The sequence below is a fragment of the Micromonospora sp. NBC_00858 genome, from assembly GCF_045207365.1.
In the GTDB taxonomy this organism is placed as follows: domain Bacteria; phylum Actinomycetota; class Actinomycetes; order Mycobacteriales; family Micromonosporaceae; genus Micromonospora.
Window position 1 is genome coordinate 2,924,853 of sequence record NZ_CP108828.1, and the last position, 15,562, is coordinate 2,940,414.

Genomic DNA, 15,562 nt, shown 5'->3' on the forward strand with positions numbered 1-15,562 from the left:
GCCTAGTGCCCGCCCGATCGCCGCCCACGACCGGCGGGGCCGTCGTCAGATCCGGGCGCGGGGCAGCCAACCCAGGAATCGGTTCCGGACCCGGGGTAACGGCAGCGTCGGCAAGTCCTGGACGGCGGCGACGAGGCACGAGCCGAGGTACATGGCGAGGGCGGCGCGCGCCCCACCGAACTCGGCGAGGAGCTGGCTCTGTTTCGTGGCGCAGGGCCATTCGCGACCGCAGCCGGTGCAGGTCCAACTAGGCGGGTTGGGCAGGTGCTCGGGCAGTCTCGCCCGGCGGTACCGGCCCACGACACTGTTGTCCGAGCGCACGTCGCGTCGCTGGGCGGCTGGGCCGCCGTTGCGTGGCGCGAGCGGCCGAACGGGCGGCAGGTAGCGCCGGACGGTCCCGAGGAGTACGCCGACGCGGATCAGCGCGTCCGGCCCCACGTGGTGGGCCAGCAACGCCGTCATCACATGGTGCCCCAGCAGGTCGAGGGAGTCACGGTTCAGGCGCAGGTCGCGGCAGAGGTCGACGAATTCGAGGGTGGCCAGTGGCACGCGGTCGTCGAGCGCGCGGCGCAGCACCTCGCGCAAGGCGGTCCCGAGGCCCTCCAGCGCGTCACCCTCGCCCAGTCCCAGGCTGTCCTGGTCCGCCACCCGCGTCAGCGCCTCGGCCACGGCCAGCCGGACGACGCGGTCAGGGTCGGTACTGTCCACTGGTCACCCCGTTCGATGGCCGGTCGTCCGGCAAGGCCCGGCCGCGCTCCGGCGTCCGGGGAATTGTGGACAAGATTCCGGTGGGCGCAACCTGCATGGCTAGGCCAGCAGGCGCAGCGATACGAATGCGGTAGTCGGAATGCGAAGTCGACCAGCCGACACACCGAGGTGGAACGGCGGGCGGACCTCCACCTGTCCTATGGTGGAACTTCCATCAAAGCCTGTTGTGTAAGTGGGAATTGTTCACAGTTCGCTCCGGCCTCGCGGCCCGGTACGTCCCGCCGCCGGCCCCGGTCCAGCATCCGGCGACACCTTCCCCGGACGGAGACAGCGGATGACGTCACCAGTGCAGACCCGAGGATTCGAGAGCCGAGATCCGGCGGCCATTCGCCACTTCCTGGCCCGGACGTACGACACGGACCTGCGCATCCGCGGCGGGGACAACGGCTACCGGCTCGTACACCAACGCATAGACACCGGGTTGTTCGCTCTCGCGACGATCGCTCAAACGGCGCACCTCGACATCGACGTGAACGGTATCGACGCTCTGGTCATCTGCCGCACCCGCACCGCCCGGGTCGAGCGCGCCACCGACGGCGCGGTCCATCGGTTCGGCCCCGACGACGTCTTCCTCACCACCAGACCCGGTCTGCCGTTCAACGTGCACTGGCAACCCGGCGAGGTGGAACTCTGCGTGCTGGACCTGGCGGTGCTGGCGCAGGTCGCCACCGCCGCGCCGGCCCGGCGACCCGGTCAGGTCCGGTTCACCGACCTCGGGCCTGCCAGTGCCGCCCACGCCCGGCAGTGGCGGAACACCACCCGCTACATCAGCGACGTCGTGCTGACCAACGCGACCACCAACGCGGAGCCGCTGGTGATCGGCAACGCGGCGCGGATGCTCGCCGCGGCGGCACTCACGGTCTTCCCCAACACGGCGGTCACCGATCCGACCACCGAGGACCGGCGCGACGCCGGCACCGCCACGTTGCGCCGGGCGATCACCTTCATGGACGAGCACGCCGACCGGGACATCACCGCGGCCGACATCGCCAACGCCGCCGCCGTCTCCCTGCGGGCGGTGCAACTGGCCTTCCGCCGTCATCTCGGCACCACCCCGATGGCGCACCTGCGTCGGATCCGGCTCGATCGGGCCCACCACGACCTGGTGCGGGCCGACCCTCGCAGGGATACCGTGTCGGCGATCGCCAGTCGGTGGGGGTTCGCCAGCCACAGCAGATTCACCGCCCGGTACCACGCCAGCTACGGGGTGCCGCCCCGCGAGACCCTCCACGCCTGACCGACGCCAGCACCGCGCGGGCTAGTCCCGGTCGCGCTCGTGGGCGTCGCGGGCGGTCTGCAACTCGGGCACAGAGCCTTCCAACAGGTCGGCGAGGCCGCGCAACTGCTCGGCGACCCGGGCACCGAGGGGGGTCAACGAGTATTCGACGCGCGGTGGAATCGCCGTGAGGACCTCGCGGGTCAGCATGCCGTCGCGCTCAAGGGTCTGCAGGGTCTGGGAGAGCATCCGCTCGCTGACCCCGTCGATGCGCCGACGCAGCGCGTTGAACCGGTACCGACCCTCGCCGAGCGCCAGCAGGGCCAGCGAAGCCCATTTCGAGGTGACGTCCTCGAACGCGGCGCGGGAGGTGCACCCGCGCGCGAAGACATCGCTGACGAGTTCCTGGGTAGGCCCCGCCGGGTCCTGGGCCGGCACGTCGTTCACCTCAACAGCCTACCTCACGATTACGAGTTCGCATGTACTGTAGATTAGTAAGTGCCTACTGTTTCGTCATCGCCGCACCGGAGGTTTCCCATGCCCACCTATGCCGTCACCGGCGCCACCGGCCGCCTGGGCCGCCTGGTGATCGAGCACCTGCTCGACGCCGGCGTACCCGCCACCGAGATCGCCGCCGTCGTCCGCACCCCGGAGAAGGCCGCCGACTTCGCCGCGCGCGGCGTCGAGATCCGCCAGGCCAACTACGACGACCCGTCGACGCTGCCCGGCGCCGTGGCCGGAGTACGCCGCCTGCTGCTCATCTCCGGTGACAATCCCGGTCAGCGCGTTGCCCAGCACACCGCGGTCATCGACGCGGCCAAGCTCGCCGGGGTCGAGCGCCTGATCTACACCAGCATCCTGCGCGCCGACACCACCAGGAACCCCCTGGCGCCCGAGCACAAGGCCACCGAGGAGGTCATCGCCGCCTCGGGTCTGCCGTACACGATCCTGCGCAACAGCTGGTACACCGAGAACTACACCGACCAGCTGCCGCAGTATCTGCAGACCGGCGTGATCCTCGGCGCCACCGGTGGCAGCAGGGTCTCCGCCGCGACCCGGGCCGACTACGCGGCGGCGGCCGTCGCGGCGCTGACCCGCCAGGAGGACGGCAACGCCGTCTACGAGCTGGGCGGGACGGCCTTCACCTTCGACGAGCTGGCCGCCGCCGTTACCGAGGTCACCGGCACCACGGTCGCCCACCGGGACCTGTCCGCCACCGAGCTCGCCGCGACCCTGGAGAACGTCGGGCTCGACGCGGGCACCGCCGGGTTCGTCGCCGCGCTCGACCACTCGATCGCCATCGGTGAACTGACGACCGACAGCGACGACCTCAGCCGGCTGATCGGCCGCCCGAGCACCCCGCTGCACGACGCCGTCCGGGCCGCGCACGCCTGACCGGCGGCCGTCGGCCACGTCGACGAGCACCGGCGGGCGACGGGTGCGTCCCTGTCGCCCGCCTGCGCTCCGGGAGCCCCCACGGCCGACACGTGCCGGACGGGCGTTTACGCCCCGCGGCGCAGCGGTCGGAAGAAGTCTCGCAGGTCGTTGGCGAGCACGTCGGGTTCCTCCAAGGGCAGGAAGTGGCCTCCGCGGGTCGGGCCACGCCATTGGCGCAGGTCACGATAAACGCGCTCGGCGTACTCGCGGGGGTAGTCCCGGTCCTCCGGGGTGAGCCGGACTCCTGCTGGCACGTCAACAGCCCCCAGGGGCGGAGTCCGGGAGTCGTCGTAGTAGGGCCTGAAGGATGAGCCGATCGTCCCGGTCGCCCAGTAAAGAGTGGCGATGGTGAGTAGAAGGTCTTTGCTGAACCGAGATTCGAGGTCTCCGTCGCAGTCGCTCCAGGCCCGATACTTCTCCACGATCCAGGCGGCTAGGCCGGCGGGAGAGTCGAGCAGGGCCGCAGCGAGGGTGTCCGGTCGGGTGCTCTGGATGGCGGCGTAGCCGTCATCGCTGCCATCGTGCTCGTTCGCTCGCGCTTTCAGGTAGGCCTGCTCGGCTGCGGACAATGGGTGGGCGTCGTCGAGAATGGGGTGCAGGTTCGGATGGTGGGTGTGGATCCCGACCACCCGCTGCCGGTGCCGGGCGCCGAGAAAGCCGGTGACATGAGAGCCGATGTCGCCGCCGTACGCGCCGAACGTGGAGTAGCTCAGGACATCCGTCATCAGCCGTGCCCATAGGTCAGCAACTACCGGAGGGGTCACCAGGCCGTGGATCGGCAGGTCCGAGAACACGAAGCCGGGCAGGGACGGAACGACGACGTCGAAGGCGTCGTCCTGCTCGCCGCCGTAGGCAGCGGGATCGGCCAGCCGCGCCGCTAGCGGCAACATCTCCACGAAGCTGCTGGGCCAGCCATGGGTGAGCACCAGCGGCAGCGGGGAGCGGGTGCCGCTGGAGGTTGCCGCGCGCAGGTGCACGAAGTGCACGCGCCGGCCGTCCAGGGTCGCGGTGTAGTGCGGCACTGCGTTGAGTTCGCGTTCCCGGGCGCGCCAGTCGAAGCCGCTGCGCCAGTAGGTCACTAGCTCGCGAAGGTAGTCCGGATCCGTGCCGGCACACCACCCGCTCGCAGTCGGGCGGGGAAAGCGGGTGCGCCCCAACCGCTCGGCCAGGTCCGCCAGCAGGTCGTCGGAGACGTCGATGGTGAACGGCACAGCTTGTGGCAGGGACGACATGAAGAGGGCCTCCGTGACCTGGGACGGATGAAATCCACATTCCCCAGGTCAGCTCGCCATATCGGCTCGCCCGATGGCTGCAAGGGAAGCGATTCGCATGCTACCGGCCGCGACGCTGCCTGAAAAGTGCTCACTCGGCTGTGGCCGGGAGCGCCACGTCGCCGGTGGTCGGCTGGGGCCGGGATCCGGCTAGCTCGGTAAGCATCGGGTGCAGCCGGGGAGCAGGAACATCCGGCACACCGCCGCGGCAGGCTGGTCAAGGTCGCGCTCGTGGGCGTCGCAAGCGGTCTGCACGGCGACACGTGCCGGTCGGCTACTCCGTCTCGTCGTCCTGTTCGGTGAGGTCGGCCAGGACGTCGGCTGCGTCCCGGTTGCCGCCGTCGGCGAGCCGTCGAAGCTCGGCGACATCGACCCGCTCGGTCGCCAGCTCGACGAGCTGATCGGTCGCGTCCTGGTCGCCCCGGTCGGCCAGGCGCCGCAGCTCGTCCATGTCGCCGCGCTCAGTGGCGAGCTCGACGAGCTGAGCCGCCGCGTCGGTGTTGCCGCTCTCTGCGAGCTGGCGCAGCTCCGCCAGGTCGCCCCGCTCACCGGCGAGCTCGACGAGCTGGTCGACCGCGTCCCGGTCACCGTTCGCGGCCCGTTCCCGCAGGCCCGCAAGATCAGAATCTGACACGATCACGTACCTTTCACCAGGCTCACGCACGACGGTTCTCCATCGGCCCGCCGTCATCGTCGGCCGCCGCACCCGCCCGGTCGACCCGACCACTCCCCCGGGCTCACCACCGAAACCTAGACAACCGGCGCCGCGTCGGGCAGCCGAACGCCTCAACAGCATCGGCTGGTGGTGCGCCCTTCCGCCGTTGTCAGGGGGCCGTCTCCGTGGGGTCGGCGAGGAGCAACCCGGTCAGCAGACTGCGCACGGTCCGCTCGAAGAGGTCCGTCCGGGGCGCGGGCGCCGAGGGCTGGCTGAACGCCGCGACCATGTGCGGGTACGCGGTGAGGTCGCCACCAGCGAAGCTGAACGACCCGGAGGTGGCCTCGCTGCGGGCGAAGAGGCTCACCACGCCGGTCATCATGGCGATCGCCTCGAACTTGGCGGTGGCGGCGCAGCGGACGGGTTCCAGGACCCGCAGGCAGTTGTCGAACCAGGCGAGGCTGTCGGGGCCGATGCCGGACGGTCGGTGACTCACGTCGAACAACCACGGGTGGCGCCGGTGCAGCGCCAACTGCCGGCGGGCCAACAGCAGCATCGAGTGCAGCCAGTCGCCCTCCGCCTGCGGGTACGGCCGCAGCTCCCCCACGGCCCGGTCGGTCATCAGGTCCAGGAGGTCGTCACGGGAGGACAGGTACCGGTAGAGCGATCCGGCGCCGGTGCCCAGCGCGGTCGCGACGGCGCGCATCGACACCGCGGCGAGTCCTTCGGCGTCGGCCAGTGCGATGGCGGCCGCGACGATCTCGTCGCGGCTGTGCGCCGGAACGGGACCGCGGCTGCCGCGTTCGGGCCTGGTCCAGATCGGTTGCCGGTCGGTGTCACCGCCGCCGGACTTCCTCGGTGCGTCGCTCACCGATCTACTGTAAACTGCAAACGTCGTTCGCAGTTTAGACATGGCGGAAGGGCGGACCGATCATGGAACGGATCACGGCACGGGACGGCGCCAGCATCGTGCTGCACTCCACGGGCAGCGGACCCGGGATCGTCGTGGTGCACGGCGGCGGGGTCACCATCGACGTGTACGGCCGGCTGGCCACGGCCCTCGCCGACCGGTTCACCGTGCACCTCTACAACCGGCGGGGACGGGCCGACGCCCCGCCCAGGTCGATGCCCTACACGTTCGACCAGGACATCGACGACCTCGCCGTGGTGCTGGAGCACACCGGGTCCGGCAATGTCATCGGCCACAGCTCCGGCGGCTTCATCGCGCTCCGGGCCGCACTCCGGCTGCCGATCGACCGACTCGCCCTCTACGACGCCGCGATCTCCATCGACGGCGGCTCACCGTCCGCGTGGCTGGAGCCCGCCCGCGCGGCGCTGCGGCGTGGCGACACCGCTCGGGGCCTCGCCATCACGGCCGCCGGCATCAACCCGCAGATGGCGGCGGCGAAGCTCCCGCTCGGCGTACGGGTCGCGATCACTCGCGCGTTCATGCGTACCCCGATCGGGCGCACGATGGGCGAGCTGCTGCCGATGACTCTGGACGAGACGGCCCTGATCCTGGCGCACGACGGCCCGGCCACCCAGTGGGACGGGGTCACCTGCGAAGTGCTGCTGACGTGCGGCGCCGACGGCCCGCCCTGCTACGTCGATCTCAACGAGGCGTTGGCCCGCGCGCTGCCACGAGCCAGGACGCTGACGATTCCCCGGAGCGGGCACGACGCCATCAACCGGGCGTACCCGAGAATGGTCGAGCCGCTCGTCGACTTCTTCGCGGCCCCGGTGACGCCGCAGCGGACGCCCCACACCTGACGGGCCACGCGGCCGCCCGGCCTGGCCGTCCCCAATGGATCTCGGCGCCATCGCGCGGCACGCACGGCCGCCCACGGTTATTGATCTTGGCTTAGGCTGGGGGACATGCCCGAATGCCCCTCGCACCGCCATCATGACGGCCACAGGTCGGGCCGCCCAGCGGCCTCGGAACACACCACCGGGCCGGCCGGCTGGTGAGTGGAGCACCCGCGCCCGCCCAGCGAGGTGAGCCGGCCGCACCGACAGACGGCCGGTCGAGGCTGGTCGACGGCTGCCGGCGACTCGCCGACTCGCGCCCCTTCGAGATCGGCATCGTCGTCGTCATCCTCGCCAACGGGGTAGTCCTCGGTCTGGAGACGTACGACGGCCTGATCGCACCAGGTGCGGCGCTGCACTGGCTGGAGTTGTTCTTCCGCGCCGTCTTCGTCGTCGAGATCGGCATCCGGCTGGCTGCGTACGGCCGTCGTCCGCAGGACTTCTTCCGGCACGGCTGGAACGTCTTCGACTTCGTGGTGATCGCGGCGATCTTCATACCGGGCCTGCACGGTGACCCGGCGCTGCTGCGCGTGGTGCGGGTCGCACGGATGATCCGGTTGGTGCGGTTCTCGCCGGGCCTTCGCACCATCGTCGCCGCCCTGTGGCGCAGCCTGCCGGGCGTCGGCGGTTTCCTCGCCCTGGCCGTGGTGACGCTCTACGTGTACGGCATGGCGGGCTGGCTGATCTTCGGCAGCAGGTACCCGGAGGAGTACGGCGACATCGGCCGGTCCCTGCTGACGTTGTTCGTGCTGCTGTCGCTGGAGACGCTGCCGGACCTCATCGAGCAGGGCATGGCCATCTCGCCGTGGACCCTGCTCTACTACGTCAGCTACGTGATCATCACCGTCAACCTGCTGCTCAACATCCTCATCGCGGTCATCGTCAACTCGATGGAGGAGGCACGCCGGTTGGAGATGACCGAGCGGCTGGCCCCCGGGTACGACGAGGACGGTGACGGCGTACCGGACGAGCTGGACCGCATCGCGCTGACCCAACGGCTGGACGACCTGCGGGCGGTGATCGCCGAGTTGGAACGGGAACTGCGGATCGACCGCGACGACGGGCACGGCCGCCCACACCGGGAGGACGCCCGTGCCGGACGATGAACCGGCCGCCGGGTGCCGGATACACCCTCCGGTGCGGCGCATTCCAGCACGTGACGGTCATCCGACGTTCTTCCGTGGCGGTCCGCGTACCAGTTAGTCTCGATGGCGTCCTACAGGTCTGACTGAAGGGCATCCGCATGACGGCCAGTGTCGACAATGCCCGCACCAACACCGACACCCCGGACGCACTCGGCACGCTGATGGACGACGTGATCCGCCCCCAGGCGGCAACTGTCGACCGGGACGGTTCCTTTCCCCGGCAGGGCGTCGACGCCCTCGCCTCGGCTGGCCTGCTCGGCCTGGCCTCCTCGACCGAGGTCGGTGGCGGCGGCCAGGGGATGCGCGCGGTCGCCGAGGTCATCGAGCGGCTGGCCGCCGAGTGCGGCTCCACGGCGATGGTTGTTCTCATGCACTACGCGGCGACCGCCGTCATCGAGGCACACGGCACGCGCGAGGTCCGCACGGCCATCGCGGCCGGCGATCATCTGACCACGTTGGCCTTCTCCGAGTTCGGTTCGCGCAGCCACTTCTGGTCGCCGACCGGCACCGCGTCGGCCGCCGACGACGGCACCGTCCGGCTCGACGCCAGGAAGAGCTGGGTCACCTCGGCCGGCGAGGTGAACAGCTATGTCTGGTCGAGCCTCCCGCTGTCCCCGGGGGCGGGTCCGATGACCCTGTGGCTCGTCCCGGCCGACAGCGCCGGCCTCAGCATCACCGGCGACTTCGACGGGCTCGGCCTGCGCGGCAACGGCTCCCGACCGATGACGGCCGACGGGCTCCGGGTCCCCACCGGCGCGATGCTGGCCGCCGACGGTGCCGGCCTGGACACCGCGCTTGGCGCGGTCCTCCCCTGGTTCCTGGTGCTGAACGCCGCGTTCTGCCTCGGCCTCGCCGACAGCGCGGTCGCCGAGGCCGGCCGGCACCTCACCAGGACCACGCTCACGCACACCGGCGCGGCCCTGCGCGACGCGCCCGTCACCCGGCGCGGCTTCGCCCAACTGAAGATCCGCACCGACGCCCTGCGCGCCTTCCTCGGCGACACCCTCACCGCGCTGGAGACCGGCCGGGAGGACGCGATGCTGCGGGTGTTGCAGGTCAAGGCGCTCGCCGGCGAGACGGCCGCCGACGTGACTGACGGCGCGATGCAGCTCTGCGGCGGCAGCGCGTTCCGCAAGGAGTTGGGCCTCGAACGCCGATTCCGCGACTCTCGTGCGGCCCGGGTGATGGCACCTACGACCGACGCCCTGCACGACTTCGTCGGTCGCGTCGCTACCGGGCTGCCGCTGCTCGACGAGGCCAACCGCTGATGTCGGCGCCAGCGGTCCTGATGGGGGCGGTCGCCTACGACCCCAAGGTGGTGACCATCTGGGAGGGCTTCCGTGCCTGGCTCCGAGAGGGCGGGCTGGACTTCGACTTCGTCCTCTACTCCCACTACGAGCGGCAGGTCGAGGACCTCGTCGCCGGGCGGATCGACGCGGCGTGGAACTCCCCCCTCGCCTGGCTACGGGCCGAACGCCTGGCGGCGGCCAGCGGCAGCGCCGTGCGAGCACTCACCATGCGCGACACCGACCGGGACCTCACCTCGGTCGTGGTGGTGCGCGCCGACTCACCGGTGCGGCAGGTCGAGGACCTCGCCGGGATGCTGGTGGCCGTCGGTGCCGTGGACAGTCCACAGGCGACGCTGATCCCGCTCGGGCACCTCGCGGCCGCCGGGGTCGAGGTCGAGGTACGCCGGTTCGACGTCGGCGTCGGTCTGCACGGCGACCACATCGGCGGCGAGCGCGACGCCGCTCGGGCCCTCATGCCCAAGGAGGTGGACGCCGCCTGCATGATCGACGCCAACCACCTGGCGTTCGTTCAGGAAGGCACGCTGCCGGCCGATGGCACCCGGATCGTCGCGCAGACCGCACGATACGACCACTGCAACATGACGGTGCTCGACCCGACGTCCGCCGGGGTCCAGCTCTTCGGCACGCTGCTGCGTGGCATGTCGTACGCCGACCCGCAGGTACGGCCGTTGCTCGACCTCGAAGGGCTGACGGCCTGGGAAGACGGCCGGACCACGGGGTACGACGCCCTCGCCCGGGCGGTCGACGCGAGCGGGTTCTACGCCGCCGACGGGCGGGTGACGGCCGCGGACTATCGGCCGTGAGCCGCGTGCCGGCCGCCGACGTCGAGATCGACCTCGGCGGCCTGGGCTTCGGCCGGGGCGCACACCTGCTGGTGCAACGCGCCCTCGCCGGGCTACCGCCCGGCGGCCGGCTGGCGGTATCCGGCCGCGACCCGGCCCTGCCCGTGCACCTGCCCGCCTGGTGCCGGAGCCGGGGCCACCGGCTCGAATGGCCGGATCCGGCCGACCGGAGCGAGCTGGCGGCGGTGGTCGTCCGGGGCACGGCGGATGACGACCGCTGGTTCGGCGCGGAGCGGGCCGGGCCCGCCCTGCCGTCGGCGCTCAGCAGTCGTCCGCCGCCGCGCTGGGGGCTCGGCGCCCGCGGTGCGCTGCTGGAGGCCGGCGGCCCCGAGGCCCGGTTCGACCTGGACGAGCGCGATCTGGTCTGGGCCGACGTCGCGCCCAAGCTGTACGCGCAGGCGGCCGCGCGGCAGTGGGACCCGGAGACCGCGGTGTCGTGGGACGACGCGTTCACGCTGCCGGCCGACGTCGAGACCGCGGTCGTGCAGGTGATGACCTACCTCGTCGAGAACGAGCAGGCCGCACTCGTCGTGCCGGCGCGCTTCGTCGGGCGCATCCACCCGCACTTCCGCGAGGTGGTGCAGCTTCTCGCCGTACAGATGGCCGATGAGGCTCGGCACATGGAGGTGTTCAGCCGGCGGGCGCTGCTGCGCGGAGCGGAGCTGGGCACGTCGTCGGCCGGCGGCCGGCAGTCGCTCTTCACGCTCGTCGCCGAATCCGACTTCGCGCTGGCCTCGTTCCTGCTCTCGGTGCTCGGCGAGGGCAGCTTCGTCGACCTGCTCTCGTTCCTGGAGCAGAACGCTCCGGACCCGGTGACCCGCCGGATCTGCTGGCTGGCGATGCAGGACGAGCGCCGGCACGTGGTGTTCGGCATGGCGCACCTGGAGCACCAGGCATCCGTGGACCCGCGGCTGCGTGACCGACTGCGGGCGGCCATCCACCGCCGGCACGACGCGCTCGTCGACACCGCGGGCCTCAACGCGGACGTCTTCGACGCGCTCGTGGTGCTCGCGGCCGGCGGCTGGCGCCCCGATGACGTGTCCGCCGGCTTCGACCGGGTGCAGGACCTGCAGCGTGCGATGGATCAGGGCCGCCAGCGCCGGCTGGTACGGCTGGGTTTCCGACCCGACGAGGCGGCCGCGCTCTCCGCCCTGCACACCCGCAACTTCATGTAGATCCAGCGCGCGGGCCGCCGGCGGTCTGCGGGCCTGCGCAGTACCGTTGAACGGTCATGAACAGGGACAACGACTCGGTCCGTGCGGCACTGCTACGACTGCGCGCCGAGACCGAGGCTCAGGCCGCAGCCATGGACGGCGATCTGCGGAGCCTCTTCGAGGCATCCCGGTCGTCCAACGCCGATGACGAGCACGACCCCGAGGGCAGCACGATCGCGTTCGAACGGGCACAGCTCACCGCGGTCCTGGAGGCGGCGCGTCGGCGCCTCGCCGAGTTGGACGTCGCGTTGCAACGGGTCGACGCCGGCACGTACGGCGTGTGCGAACGCTGCTCCCGGCCGATTCCCGCCGAGCGGCTGGTCGCCCGCCCCTCGGCGCGTACGTGTGTCGCCTGCGCCAGCCGGCGGTGATGTGGTCAGCTGCCGCAGCTGCCGCCGGCCTGAGCGTCGGCGGGCGCGGCGTCGAGGGCGATGAGGGTGAGCGGCGCGGACGGCAGCCCACCGCTCGACGACCCGGCCGGCAAGGGCGTCGAGGCCGTCCGCCTGATCCGCGGCGAGATCCGTGTCCGGGTGGAGAAGCTCCTCACCGGCCGCCCGCGGCCAACTCGGCGAGCATCCCCTCGCAGCTCCGGACGACGACCTGCGCGCCGCGTCGCTGGGCCAGCGGGAGCAGGGGATCCTCCGCCCGGTCCCTCCATCGCCACTGAGCATCGGCGGCGACCTCCCAGAGCCGCTGCACGGTCGCCTCGTGCTCGACACCGAGTCGGGCGGCCAGCCCGACCCCGTCGCCCCCGATCAGTCGCTGCGCCTCGGCGACCAGGTCGGCGTCGAAGCCCAGCCGGGAGTTGCGCAGCGCCACCAGGAGGCGTAGCTCCCGAAACTCGTGTGCACCAGCGAGGATCTGCTCGATCGCGCCGACCAGCTCGTCGGTGCCCCGGGCGGGTTCGGCCCGCAGCAGGGCCTCCACGGCGGCCAGCGCCGACCGGGCCTTGAGCGTGTCTCGGCGGTCGATGAAGCAGCGGGTCACCGACTCCCGCAGCTCGGTGAGCCCGCTGCGCCGAATGAGTTCGGCGGAGAGTTTCACCCGGCTGTCGAACCCGGCGCGGACCAGGGTGGTCGCCAACCGGATCCCGAAGAGCCCGAACCGATCCAGCAGTTCGGCGCGGACCTCGGGGCCCAGCCGTACCGGCAGCTCGCCTCGGACGAAACGGTCGGCGGAGAGCAGGTGCGCCTCCAGTTCCGGTCGGGGCACCCGGGCCAGCATGGCGAGCGCGGCGAAAGCCGACTCGCCGAGCGTCCGGCCCGCGAGGCCGAGCGCCCCGCTGCACGCCACCACGTTCACGCAGAGCGCGCTCACCCGCGGTTCGCGGTGGTGCCGTCGGGCGAGCTGACGGGCGGTGAGCAACCCGTCGATCCGGCCGCCGCCGGTCTCGTCCGCCCGGGACAACACCATGATCACATTTACCGGGGCGGCCTGCCCGACGGCACTCTCCCGGCTGGACTCCAGCACCCGCAGATCGCTGTCGCGACCATCGCGGGTCAGGTACAACACCGCGTCCGCGTCCCGCAGCACGCGTTCCATCACCGGCACGTGGCCCTGCTCACCGGTGTCGGTGACCGCCGGGGTGTCGATCAGGGTGACCTGCCGCAGCGCCCGGGTCGGCCACTGCACCACGATGTCGCGGACCTCCCCCGCCCGCCAGCCGAGATCCACCCGCATCCCGGTCGCCGACTTGAGCACCGTCAGCTCCTGCGGAGGTTGACCGGCCGGGTAGGCGGTGGCGCGCGGCTGGGCACCGTCCTCGTACCAGGTGAAGACGCCGTCGGCGCCCTCGACCGGCGCGACCTCCTCACCCATCAGCGCGTTCAGCACCGTCGATTTGCCGGAACGCCAGGGACCCGCGACCGCGATCCGCAGCGGTTGCTCCAACCGGGCCACCTGGTGCCGCAACTCCCCCAGCGCCCGGGGATTGTCCTGGTAGAGGTCGATGGCCTGGTGCAGCAAGCCCCACGCCGCCTCATCCAACCGCAACCCGACGGTCATGCCCGGGGTTCCAACAGCACCGGCGCGGGGCGGGCACCGCTCAGCTGCTGAGCCTGCTCGTAGAGCGCGGCCAACCGGGTCATCCTCAGCCGGATCTCGCGCTGCCGCTGCTCGCGCAGGGCGGCATCGGTGTCAGCCTCCTGCTTCGCGCTGCGGAAGGACTGGACGATGGCCTCCTGCAACTCCTCGGTCAGCCCGGTGAAGTGGTCCCGCAGCATCCGCTGCACCTGCCGGGCGGCGTCCCGACAGTCTCTGATCATCTGGACGAAGAAGTCGTCGACATGCCGCTGAATCGCCGTCTTGGCGGTCGCCTGCCGGCGCCGGAGCAACTGCTTGCCCTCGTCGCGGATGCTCTTGCCGCCGAAGAGCGCGCCGATGCCGACCGAGACCGGATTGATCATCGGCATTCCGGCCAGCGTGGTCGCCAGACCGAACATCAGCATGCCGCCGTACGAGCCCTTCATGCCGGTGAACAGCTTCTGACCAGTGGTGAACCGGTCGATCCTCGGACGTTCCAGCTCTGGCAGGCGGTCGCCGAAATCCTCCGGCATCGTCATCGACCACGGCGGCAGCACGTCGTAGCCGTACCGGGTGAAGTTGGCGGCCACCCGGCGGGCGATCCAGTCGCAGCGCTGGATCAGCCACTCGTGGTTCGCCTCCGCCGCCTCCACCAGGCTTCGCTCCAGCCAGTCCTGGAAGGTGTCCCAGGCGACCAACGGATCGGCCGTGTCGAACGCCTCGTCCACCGTGCGCAGGATCTGCCGGGTCCGGTCGCGCAGGTCGTACTCGATGTCGGAGAGCAGGTCGGCCATCTCGTCGGTGAGGGTGTTCTGCCACCGGGTGGTGCAGCGGCGCAGCTCGTCCACCTCACGCTGGGCCGCGTGCAGCCGGGAGATCGGCCCGGACTGCACCTCGGCCTCCTGGGTCGCCAGCTCGGCGCGCAGCGGCGCGGCCAACTGCTCCACCACCGTCCGGGCCACCCCCTGCACCGAGGCCCGGGCCAGTTGGTCGGACTTGCCGGCCAGGTCCCGCTGCAAGCGGGCGATCAGCGCGGGAAAGCCGGACTCGGCATTGAGACCGCGGTCGTCGGCCGCGGCAGCGCGCAGCCGCAGCGCCGCCGAGACCGGGATCAGCGGCACCGGGACGCCGGCGTCCGCCAGGTGTTGCCGGTTGCGCTCGGCGACCGCGCGCCAGTCCGCCACGAGATCGGTCTTGCTCTGCACCACGACCACGTTCGGATGCGAGCGCATGACGTGCAGCAGCATGTTCAGTTCGGTTACCGAGAGTTCCCGAGTGGAGTCGGAGACCAGCAGCACGGTGTCCGCGCGGCTGGGAGCGGCGACCGGGGCGACGCTGCCGAGCACGGCGATCTCGTCGGTGCCCGGAGTGTCCACCAGCACCAGTCCGCCACCGAGCAGGGCGCGGGGCAGTCCGATCTCGACGTACACCGGGCCGCCACCGGGCCGACGCCCGATCGTGCCGGCCACCCCCGCGGCGACCTGGTTGAGTGCCACCGGGGTTCGCTCGACGATCGCCGCGGGCGCGGTGCCGGCAGGACGGCCCGGGGCCGGTGGGGGCGCCTGGACCACGGCGGCGGAGGTGACGTCGGCGTGCTGCACCACGGTTGGGAGAACGGTGGTACGCCCGTCGCCTACCGGGCAGGCCGGCGCGTTGATGATCGCGTTGATCAGCTGGCTCTTGCCCTGGTTCGGTTCGCCGATGACCAGGACGCGGAGCTTCGGGTCCAGCAGTTGGGTACGCCGCTGCCGCACCGTCTGGAGCAGGTCGCCACGTCCGTGTGTGTGGCACGTGCGGGCGATCTCGTCCAGCACGTCCAACCAGATCCCCGCCATCACCGCACCAAGTGTGCGGATTTCAGCTCAATTATCAAGAG

Annotated in this window: 15 protein-coding genes; 8 read left to right on the top strand and 7 right to left on the bottom strand. The window is 71.3% G+C overall.

All coding sequences use genetic code 11. The annotated features are described in order from the left end of the window. Positions 1-45: 45 nt before the first annotated feature. Positions 46-708 (bottom strand): hypothetical protein, encoded by a 663-nt coding sequence (locus tag OG990_RS13770; RefSeq protein ID WP_355602732.1) that lies wholly within the window; start codon positions 706-708, stop codon positions 46-48. Positions 709-1,042: 334 nt separating this feature from the next. Between OG990_RS13770 and OG990_RS13775 the strand changes: the two genes are divergently transcribed. Further along, a complete protein-coding gene (locus OG990_RS13775; protein ID WP_406080787.1) occupies positions 1,043-2,005 on the top strand; it encodes a helix-turn-helix transcriptional regulator in 963 nt (320 codons plus the stop codon). A 21-nt stretch (positions 2,006-2,026) separates the two neighbouring features. Here the strand turns inward: OG990_RS13775 and OG990_RS13780 are convergent, their stop codons facing one another. Continuing rightward, positions 2,027-2,431 (bottom strand): helix-turn-helix domain-containing protein, encoded by a 405-nt coding sequence (locus OG990_RS13780; protein WP_355602735.1) that lies wholly within the window; start codon positions 2,429-2,431, stop codon positions 2,027-2,029. 90 nt (positions 2,432-2,521) lie between these two features. Between OG990_RS13780 and OG990_RS13785 the strand changes: the two genes are divergently transcribed. Then, positions 2,522-3,379 (top strand): SDR family oxidoreductase, encoded by an 858-nt coding sequence (locus OG990_RS13785; RefSeq protein WP_406080788.1) that lies wholly within the window; start codon positions 2,522-2,524, stop codon positions 3,377-3,379. A 107-nt stretch (positions 3,380-3,486) separates the two neighbouring features. On the opposite strand, the gene OG990_RS13790 is transcribed toward OG990_RS13785, so the two are convergent. The 3 genes from OG990_RS13790 to OG990_RS13800 form a co-directional block, all read right to left on the bottom strand. Continuing rightward, positions 3,487-4,653 carry an epoxide hydrolase family protein gene (locus OG990_RS13790; RefSeq protein ID WP_406080789.1) on the bottom strand — a complete coding sequence of 389 codons (1,167 nt, stop codon included), beginning with the start codon at positions 4,651-4,653 and terminating at the stop codon, positions 3,487-3,489. Between the two features lie 313 nt (positions 4,654-4,966). Beyond that, on the bottom strand, positions 4,967-5,326 hold the full coding sequence (locus OG990_RS13795) for a hypothetical protein (RefSeq protein ID WP_406080790.1): 360 nt from the start codon (positions 5,324-5,326) through the stop codon (positions 4,967-4,969). Between the two features lie 190 nt (positions 5,327-5,516). After that, positions 5,517-6,218: a TetR/AcrR family transcriptional regulator gene (locus tag OG990_RS13800; RefSeq protein WP_386992164.1), complete on the bottom strand. Its 702-nt coding sequence runs from the start codon at positions 6,216-6,218 to the stop codon at positions 5,517-5,519. Between the two features lie 62 nt (positions 6,219-6,280). On the opposite strand from OG990_RS13800, the gene OG990_RS13805 reads away from it, so the two are divergent. The 6 genes from OG990_RS13805 (at position 6,281) to OG990_RS13830 (ending at position 12,035) form a co-directional block, all read left to right on the top strand. Continuing rightward, positions 6,281-7,117: an alpha/beta fold hydrolase gene (locus OG990_RS13805; RefSeq protein ID WP_406080792.1), complete on the top strand. Its 837-nt coding sequence runs from the start codon at positions 6,281-6,283 to the stop codon at positions 7,115-7,117. Positions 7,118-7,311: 194 nt separating this feature from the next. Continuing rightward, entirely contained in the window at positions 7,312-8,259 is a 948-nt protein-coding gene (locus tag OG990_RS13810; protein WP_355602745.1) for an ion transporter, read from the top strand. A 137-nt stretch (positions 8,260-8,396) separates the two neighbouring features. Then, positions 8,397-9,566, top strand: coding sequence for an acyl-CoA dehydrogenase family protein (locus OG990_RS13815; RefSeq protein WP_406080793.1), 1,170 nt, complete (start codon positions 8,397-8,399; stop codon positions 9,564-9,566). After that, positions 9,566-10,411, top strand: a complete 846-nt coding sequence (locus tag OG990_RS13820; protein WP_406080794.1) for a phosphate/phosphite/phosphonate ABC transporter substrate-binding protein — start codon at positions 9,566-9,568, stop codon at positions 10,409-10,411. Before OG990_RS13815 ends, OG990_RS13820 begins: the two co-directional genes overlap by 1 nt. Next, positions 10,408-11,625, top strand: coding sequence for a ferritin-like domain-containing protein (locus tag OG990_RS13825; protein ID WP_406080796.1), 1,218 nt, complete (start codon positions 10,408-10,410; stop codon positions 11,623-11,625). The genes OG990_RS13820 and OG990_RS13825 overlap by 4 nt, the downstream gene beginning before the upstream one ends. Positions 11,626-11,681: 56 nt before the next feature. After that, complete coding sequence (locus OG990_RS13830) at positions 11,682-12,035, top strand: TraR/DksA C4-type zinc finger protein (protein ID WP_355602753.1); 354 nt, start codon at positions 11,682-11,684, stop codon at positions 12,033-12,035. A 172-nt stretch (positions 12,036-12,207) separates the two neighbouring features. On the opposite strand, the gene OG990_RS13835 is transcribed toward OG990_RS13830, so the two are convergent. Further along, positions 12,208-13,668: a GTP-binding protein gene (locus OG990_RS13835; RefSeq protein ID WP_406080797.1), complete on the bottom strand. Its 1,461-nt coding sequence runs from the start codon at positions 13,666-13,668 to the stop codon at positions 12,208-12,210. After that, positions 13,665-15,521 (bottom strand): dynamin family protein, encoded by a 1,857-nt coding sequence (locus OG990_RS13840; RefSeq protein WP_386992545.1) that lies wholly within the window; start codon positions 15,519-15,521, stop codon positions 13,665-13,667. The genes OG990_RS13835 and OG990_RS13840 overlap by 4 nt, the downstream gene beginning before the upstream one ends. Positions 15,522-15,562: the final 41 nt, after the last annotated feature.